The sequence below is a fragment of the Nocardia sp. NPDC004573 genome (assembly GCF_053602135.1).
In genome coordinates, this window is record NZ_JBSGDA010000048.1 from 1 (window position 1) to 9,232 (window position 9,232).

Genomic DNA, 9,232 nt, shown 5'->3' on the forward strand with positions numbered 1-9,232 from the left:
GCAGGCGGCCGTCGCGAGCTGGTGGCGGGGCCGCGTCCGGAGCACATTCCGTTGTCGCTGGCGCAGCAGCGCATGTGGTTCCTCAACCAGTTCGATCCGGCGTCGTCGGTCTACAACATCCCGGCCGCGATCCGCTTGTCCGGTGAGTTGGACGTGACCGCGTTGCGGCAGGCCGTCGCGGATCTGGTCGCGCGGCACGAGATCCTGCGCACGATCTACCCGCAGACCTCCGACGGCCCGGTACAGCAGATACTTCCGGCGGCCGAGGTGCCGATCAGCCTCGTACCCATCCGGGTCGACGCGGACGAGCTGATCGCGGCGGTGACCGCGGTCGTCACCGCCGGCTTCGAGGTGACCACCGAAGTCCCGTTCCGGGTGCAACTATTCGAGGTCGCGCAGGCGGACGAAGTCACCGAGCACGTGCTCGCTTTCGTCGCCCACCACATCAGTTCCGACGGCTGGTCGCTGGGACCGCTCACCCGGGATCTGATGCTGGCCTACGAGGCGCGCAGCAGGGGCGAGGCCCCGGCCATGGCCCCGCTGCCGGTCCAGTACGCCGACTACAGCCTGTGGCAGCGGGAGGTGCTCGGTTCCGAGACCGACCCGGACAGCCTCATCTCCCAGCAGGCCGAGTACTGGCGCGGCGCGCTCGCCGCCCTGCCGGACGAATTGCCGCTCCCGGCCGACCGGCCGCGGCCCGCCCAGGCGTCCTATCGCGGAGCCACCGTCGCCTTCGACATCGACGCCGAGTTGCACACCGCGCTGGAACGGCTGGCCCAGCAGCACCATTCGACGCTGTTCATGGTGGTGCACGCCGCACTCGCGGTGTTGCTGGCCCGGCTGTCGGGCACCTCGGACATCGCCATCGGCACCCCGGTGGCCGGTCGCGGCGAGGCCGAGCTCGACGACCTGATCGGCATGTTCGTCAACACCCTGGTGTTGCGCGCCGAAGTGAATCCCGGTGACTCCTTCGACGCGCTGCTCGCCGAGGTCCGCCGGACCGACGTCGCGGCGTTCGGTCACGCCGACCTGCCCTTCGAGCGCCTGGTCGAATTGCTCGATCCGGTCCGCTCGGCCGCACGGCACCCGTTGTTCCAGGTGATGCTGGTGCTGCAGAACTTGACGCAGGCGACGCTCGAGCTGCCCGGACTCACGGTGTCCGGCATCGATCCACAGGTCTCGGCCGCCAAGTTCGACCTGCAGATCACCTTGGCCGAACAGCCAGGCGCAGCGGGCCTTTCGGTGGTGATCGGCTATGCGACCGACCTGTTCGACGAATCGACCGTGCGGAGTTTCGCGGATCGGTTCCGCCGGGTCCTGGCGACGGTCGCGGCCGATGCCACCGCCGTGGTCGGCGACATCGATGTGCTCGCGAGCGGCGAGCGGGATCAGGTCCTGAGCGCGTGGAACGCGCCGGGCGCCTGGGTGCCCGGCGCGACCCTGCCGGATGTGATCGCCGAGCAGGCGTGGTCGCGTCCGGACGCGGTCGCGATTCGTTTCGGCGACACCAGCTTGACCTTCGGTGAGCTGCAACGCCGCGCGAATCGGGTGGCGCGGGCGTTGATCGCCCAGGGTGCGGGCCCGGAATCGGTGGTCGCGGTCGCGATGCCACGCACCGAAGAACTGCCGGTCGCGCTGTTGGGTGTATTGATCGCGGGCGCGGCGTATCTGCCGATCGACACCACCTATCCGGCGCAGCGGCTGGAATTCATGCTCGAGGACGCCGCTCCGGTGTGTGTGCTGACCACGGCGCAGGAGCGCCACGCGGTGCCTGCCGGTGACTTGCCGGTGGTGCTGTTGACCGAGGCCGAATCGTATTCGGACGCACCGGTCGGGGACGCGCAGCGGCTGGGACGGTTGCGCCCGGACAACCTCGCGTATGTCATCTACACCTCCGGCTCCACCGGTGTGCCCAAGGGCGTCGGGGTCGCGCATCGCAATGTGGTCGAGTTGTTCGCCAACACCCAGCCTTGGTTCGGGTTCGGCGAGACCGATGTGTGGACGTTGTTCCACTCCTACGCGTTCGACTTCTCGGTGTGGGAGCTGTGGTGCGCGCTGGCGCACGGCGGCAGCGTGGTCGTTGTCGACTATGTGACCTCGCGGTCGCCGGAGCAGTTCCGCGAACTGTTGATCCGGGAGCGGGTGACGGTGCTCAACCAGACTCCGTCGGCGTTCTATCAACTGGTGGAAGCGGATCGAGCGGCCGGCGCGGATGAGCTCGCGCTGCGATATGTGGTGTTCGGCGGTGAGGCGCTGGATCTGCGCAAGCTGGGCCGCTGGTACGACCGCCACGGTGACCGGACGCGGTTGGTGAACATGTACGGCATCACCGAGACCACGGTGCATGTGTCGTTCCTGCCGTTGGCTGAGCACAGCGCCGACGATCCGGCCAGTGTGATCGGCCGGGCGATCCCCGGTCTGGACGCGTACGTGCTGGATCGGCGTCTGCATCCGGCTCCGGTGGGGGTGCCCGGTGAGATCCACGTCGTCGGGGCGCAACTCTCGCGCGGTTATCTGGGCAGGCCCGGATTGACCGCGGCGCGGTTCGTCGCGAATCCGTTCGGCGCACCGGGATCGCGGATGTACCGCAGTGGCGATATCGGCCGGTGGCGTGCCGGTGCCGACGACGCCGCGCTCGAGTACGCCGGGCGCGGTGACCAGCAGGTGCAATTGCGCGGGTTCCGCATCGAACTCGGCGAGATCGAAGCCGCGCTGCTGCGCTGCGACGGTGTCGGACAGGCGGTCGCGCTGGTGCGCGCCGACGAACAGCCGGGTGAGCGCCTGATCGGCTACGTCGTGCCCGACACGGGGGTGGGCGTCGATCCGGCGGCGGTCCGGGCCGCGGTCGCCGAGTTCCTGACCGGGTACATGGTGCCCGACGCCGTGGTGGTCCTCGACGCGTTGCCGCTGACCCCGAACGGAAAACTCGACCGCCGCGCGCTACCCGCGCCGGAGGTCACCAGCACGGTCGCCTACCGCGCGCCGCAGACGGTCACCGAGCAGGCGGTGGCCGACGTATTCGCCGAACTGCTCGGCGCCGAACGCGTCGGGCTGGACGACGACTTCTTCGCCCTCGGCGGTAACTCGCTGCTCGCGGCCCAGGTGGCCGGGCGGCTGCGGGACGCGACCGGAGCGACGGTGCGGGTGCAGTGGTTCTTCACCGACGCCACGGTTGCCGGGTTGGCCGCCCGCATCGACGCGGGCGACGCCGACGCCACCGCGGCGCTGGACGTGCTGCTCCCGATCCGGGCGAGCGGATCGGCGGCCCCGCTGTTCTGCCTGCATCCGATGTACGGCCTGGCCTGGTCGTATGCGGGACTGGCCCAGTTCATGCCCGCCGACCAGCCGATCTTCGGTCTGCAATCGCCCGCGCTGTCGGAGGACGGTGAGCTGCCCGATTCGCTGGCGGAGCTGGCCGCGCGCTACCTGTCGGAGATCAGGGCGGTGCAACCGCAGGGTCCCTACCGGTTGCTCGGCTGGTCGCTGGGCGGTGTCCTCGCCCATACCATCGCCACCGAACTGCAGGATGCGGGCGAGCAGGTGGAATTGCTGGCCATGATGGACAGCCATCCGAATCCGGATGTCGTCGGCTTCCGCGCCGCTGTGCGCGGCGCCTTGGCCGAACTCGGTCTCGGTACGACGGCCGCCGCGGACGACGATGTCTACGACCTCGACGACGAGTCGTTGGCGGCGCTGCACGCCATGATCCCGCCGGATCTGGTCGCGGTGACGCCGGAGCGGCTGCGCCGGATCTATCGCAGCGCGGTCCGCTCGGCGGAGCTGATCGCCGAGCACCGGCCCGGCGTCTTCCACGGCACCGTGCAGTACTTCAGCGCGGCCGTCGCCGACCCAGCCGACGAATTGCGCGCGGCCGCGGCGGACTGGTGGCCGTACGTCCAGGGCATGGTCGTCGACCGGCCGGTCGAGGTCACGCACGCGCGGATGGCCACGCCGGAGGCGCTGGCTGTGATCGGCCCGCAGCTGGCCACGCTGCTCGACGCCCGCCGGTGAGCCTCCCTGCCGACGTCGCGACCCGGATCGGGCGTCGGCAGGGAATAATCGTCCGCGGCACTCGTCATACGCGTCCGCTCGTGCCCCGGAAACTCACGGGTCGTGGCAGGTCGCGCTCGGCGTGCGCCGGCGGTTAGGTAACGATCGGCATGCGCGCGTTCGATGATCACAGCGCGGGCAGCATGGTGACGTGCGTGTGGCGACGATAGACAGGGTGAGGCAGCACGATGGTTCGGGCGGTCGGGCAGCGGTGTGACGAGACTGCGGAAGCGGTGCGCCGATGACCCGCCCGGCCCGGGTGCGGCCGACCCGGACCCGCCGCCCCCGCGTCACCACCCTGCCGCAGCTGATGGCCACCGCTGTGGAGGCCAACCCCAGCGGTGCGGCCGTGATCTTCGCCGACGCGACCAGCACGCGGGTCACACTGAGCTACGCCGAGCTGGACGAACGGTCCACGCGGTTGGCGCGGCTGCTCATCGATCGGGGGGTCGGTCCGGAGGATCTGGTCGCGGTGGGTATTCCGCGGTCGGTGGAGTCCGTGGTTGCGGTGTGGGCGGTGGCGAAGACCGGTGCGGGGTTCGTGCCGGTGGATCCGAATTATCCGGCCGACCGCGTCGAGCACATGGTCGTCGACTCCGGCGCGGTCTTCGGGCTCACCGTCGAGGAGATCCGCGCCGATTTGTCGCCCCGGGTCGAGTGGCTGTCCATCGACACCGCCGACTGCGCGCGGCGGCTGGAGGAGTTCGCCGCCGACCCCGTGACCTACACCGACCGCGTGCGCCCGCTGCGCGCGGAGCATCCCGCGTATGTCATCTACACCTCCGGCTCCACGGGCAAGCCGAAGGGCGTGGTCGTCACCCAAGCGGGGCTGGCGAGTTTCTGTGCCGAGCAGCGGGACCGGTATCGGGTGACGAGTGCGTCGCGGACGCTGCATTTCGCGTCGCCGTCGTTCGACGCCTCGGTGCTGGAGTTGCTGCTCGCGCTCGGCGGCGCGGCCACCATGGTCGTCGCGTCCCCCACGGTGTTCGGCGGTGAGGATTTCGCGTCCCTGCTGCGCCGGGAGGCCGTCACCCACGCGTTCGGGACGCCCGCCGCGCTCGCGTCGGTGGATCCGGCGGGGCTGGACGAGCTGCGCGTGGTGGTGGCCGGCGGCGAGGCATGCCCACCGGAGCTGGTGCGGCGCTGGGTGCTTCCGGTGTCGGGTGGGCGGACCCGCGAGTTCTTCAACGGGTACGGCCCGACCGAGACCACGATCATGACGAACATCAGCGCGCCGCTGGTGCCCGGCGAACCGGTGACGATCGGGGCGCCCATCCGGGCCGTCACCGAGTACGTGCTGGACGAACGATTGGTCCCGGTCCCGAGCGGGGTGGCCGGTGAGCTGTACATCACCGGTGCCCAACTGGCCCGCGGCTACCACGAACGGCGTGGGCTGACCGCGTCCCGCTTCGTGGCGAACCCGTTCGACACCCACGGTTCCCGGCTGTATCGCACGGGTGACCTGGTGCGTTGGACGCCCAACGGTGAGTTGGAGTATCTGGGTCGCAACGATTTCCAGGTGAAGATCCGGGGCTTCCGGATCGAGCTGGGTGAGATCGACGCGGTGCTGGCCGCGCACGAGAGCGTGGACTTCGCGGTCACCGTCGGGCACGACCTGGACAGCGGCGTCACCATCCTCGTCTCCTATGTGCACGCCGCGCCCGGGATGATCGCCGACGCGGCCGAACTCGCCGCTTTCGCCGAGCGCATTCTGCCCGCGCACATGGTACCGACCGTCGTCATGGTGCTGGAGGAGATCCCGCTGTCCCCGGTGGGCAAACTGGATCGCGCGGCGCTGCCCACGCCGCGACTACAGACCAAGGTGTTCCGTGCGCCGGTCGGTCCGCTGGAAGAGCTGGTCAGCGAGGTGTTCGCCGAGCTGCTCGGCCCCGGTGCGCCGGTCGGAGCGGACGACGATTTCTTCGAGCTGGGCGGCAATTCGCTGATCGCGACGCAGGTCGCGGCCCGGCTGGGCGCGGCCATCGCGGCGCGGGTGCCCGCGCGGCTGATCTTCGAGAGCCCCACCGTCGCAGCGCTGGCCGCGCGGCTGGAGCCGCTGAAGGGCGCCGGCGACCGGCACGCACTGGTGGCCGTGGAGCGTCCGGAGCGGGTGCCGTTGTCGTTGGCGCAGCGGCGGATGTGGTTTTTGAATCAGTTCGATACCGGTTCGGCGGGGAACAATATTCCGTTCGCGGTGCGGTTGTCGGGTGTGTTGGATGTGGCGGCGTTGCGGGCGGCGGTCGCGGATGTGGTCGGGCGTCATGAGACGTTGCGGACGGTGTATCCGGCGGTGGATGGTACGGGGTATCAGGTGGTGTTGCCTGCCGCGCAGGCCGTCCCCGACCTGACGCCGCAACCAGTCGCCGAACACGAGCTGCCCGCGTGGCTGCGCGGCCTCGCGCTGACCGGTTTCGATGTCGCGGCGGAAGTGCCGCTGCGGATGGCGCTGGCCGAGATCGGCCCGGCCGACCACGTGGTGGCGGTGGTGGTGCATCACATCGCGGCCGACGGCGCCTCGGTCGCGCCGTTCCTGCGGGATCTGCTCAGCGCGTTCCTGTCCCGGCGCAACGGGGCGCGCCCCTCCTGGGAACCGCTGCCGGTGCAGTACGCGGACTACACGCTGTGGCAGCGCGCGATGCTCGGCGACGAGAACGACCCGGAGTCGGTGGCCGCGGCCCAGATCGCCTACTGGCGGCGCGCCTTGGCAGGCATTCCCGACCGGATCGACCTACCCTCGGACCGCCCGCGCCCGCCCGTCGCCTCCGGCCGGGGCGCGGAGTACACGTTCGCGGTGGACGCCTCGGTGCATCGAGGTCTCGCCGAGCTGGCGCACAGCGCGGGCGCCTCGGAGTTCATGGTGGTGCACAGCGCGCTGGCGGTGCTGCTCGCCCGGCTCACCGGCACCGACGACATCACCATCGGCACGCCGGTGGCGGGCCGGGGCGAGCGCGAACTCGACGCGCTGATCGGCATGTTCGTCAACACGCTGGTGCTACGCACCCGGATCGACCTCGGCGCGTCGTTCCGTACGCTGCTGGCTCAGACCAGGGAAACCGATCTGGGCGCGTTCTCGCATGCCGAGTTCCCCTTCGAGCGGTTGGTCGAGGTGCTCGACCCGGTGCGGTCGCAGGCACATCACCCGCTGTTCCAGGTGGCGTTGTTCTACCAGAACCTGAACAGGCCGGAGATCGACCTGCCCGGACTGTCCGCCCGCGTGCTGGACTTCGACGGCGCGGTGGCGAAATTCGATCTGCAATTGACCGTGGTGCCCGAGGCCGGGGGCGAGGCCTCGGGCTTCACGGCGATGTTCACCTACGCCACCGACCTGTACGACGAACGGACGATCGCCGAGTTCGCCTGGCGGCTGGATCGCCTGCTCGCCGTCGCCGCCGCCGAGCCGGATCGGCCGATCGGCGCGATGGATCTGCTCGCTCCCGCCGAGCGCGAACGCATCCTGCTCGAGTGGAACGCCACCCGGTATCCGGTGCCCGCCGAGTTGCTGCTGGACGGGTATCGCCGTGCCGCGGAGGCGTACGCCGACGAGGTCGCCGTGGTGTACGAGGGTGCGGAGTTGACGTTCCGTGCGTTCGATGCGCGGGTGAATCGTTTGGCGCGGTTGTTGATTTCGCAGGGTGTGGGTGCGGAGTCGTTGGTGGGGTTGGCGGTTCGTCGGTCGTTGGATCTCGTGGTGGGGATGTATGCGATCGTGGCGGCGGGTGGGGCGTATGTGCCGTTGGATCCGGATCATCCGGCCGACCGCATCGCGCACATCCTCGAGACGGCGCGTCCGGTCTGCGTGCTGACGACCTCCGCCGACGCGGTCGACGTGCCGGAAGACACCGCGGTGCTGCTGCTGGACGCGCTGGATCCGAACCGGTTCGATGATTCGCCGGTGCGCGCGGAGGAACTGCTGCGTCCGGTGCTGCCACACCATCCCGCGTACGTGATCTTCACCTCCGGGTCCACCGGACGCCCCAAGGGCGTGGCGATCTCGCACTTCGCGATTCAGAATCAGATCAGCTGGATGCTCGCGGCGTATCCGCTCGACGCCGACGACGTGTACTTGCAGAAGACGGCGACGACGTTCGACGTCTCGCTGTGGGGCTACTTCCTGCCGCTGCGCGTGGGCGCGAAGCTGGTGATCGCCCACCAAGACGGACACCGTGACCCGGTGTACGTGGCGGAGACCATTGCCGCGCAGGGCGTGACGGTGACGGACTTCGTGCCGTCCATGTTGACGGTCTTCGCCGCGCACACCACGCCCCGCTCGTGCCCGACCTTGCGCGACATTTTCGTGATCGGCGAGGCGCTGCCGCCGGAGACCGTCGCCGCGGTGCGCGCGGTGACCGACGCCGCCGTGCACAACCTGTACGGCCCCACCGAGGCGGCCGTCTCGGTGACCTACTGGCCCGCGACCGCGGTGGACGAGCGCACCGTGCCGATCGGCGTACCGCAGTGGAACACACAGGTCTACGTGCTGGACGCGCGTCTGCAACCGGTGCCGACCGGTGTTCCGGGCGAACTGTATCTCGCGGGTGATCAGCTGGCCCGCGGCTATATGCGGCGTCCCGACCTGACCGCCGACCGGTTCGTCGCCAATCCGTTCGGCGACGGCGAGCGGATGTATCGCACCGGTGATCTGGTGGTCTGGCGCGCCCCCACCGACGAACTACCGCACCGGCTCGACTATCTGGGCCGGACCGATTTCCAGGTGAAGTTCCGCGGTCAGCGGATCGAGCTGGGGGAGATCGAGACGGCGCTGCTGGCGCAGCCTTCGGTGAGCCAGGCCGTGGCGGTGGTCACGCCGTCGTCGCTGGGCGACCAATTGGTCGCCTACGCGGTTCCCGCGCCCGGGTACTCCATCGAGCAGGGCGACTTGCTGGCGGCGATCGCGGAAACGTTGCCCACCTACATGGTTCCGGCTGCCATCATGGCGCTGGACGCGTTCCCGTTGAATCCCAGCGGCAAGCTCGATCGCAAGGCACTGCCCGAGCCGACCTTCTCGGCGCGGCGATTCCGTGCGCCCGCGACGGCGGTCGAGGAGATCGTCGCCGAGGTGTTCGGTGCGGTGCTCGGCGTCGGCAGGATCGGCGCGGATGACGATTTCTTCGCGCTCGGCGGTAACTCGTTGGTCGCCACACAGGTCGTGGCACGTCTCGGCGCGGCGGTCGGTGCGCGGGTG

General features: G+C 69.8%; 2 protein-coding genes. Both read left to right on the forward strand.

What is annotated here, in order from left to right:
• A partial coding sequence (locus ACWEKR_RS35160) for a non-ribosomal peptide synthetase (RefSeq protein WP_452358180.1) occupies positions 1–4,011 on the forward strand: 4,011 nt, incomplete at its 5' end.
• 280 nt (positions 4,012–4,291) lie between these two features.
• On the forward strand, positions 4,292–9,232 hold a 4,941-nt coding region (locus tag ACWEKR_RS35165), incomplete at its 3' end, for an amino acid adenylation domain-containing protein (protein WP_452358181.1).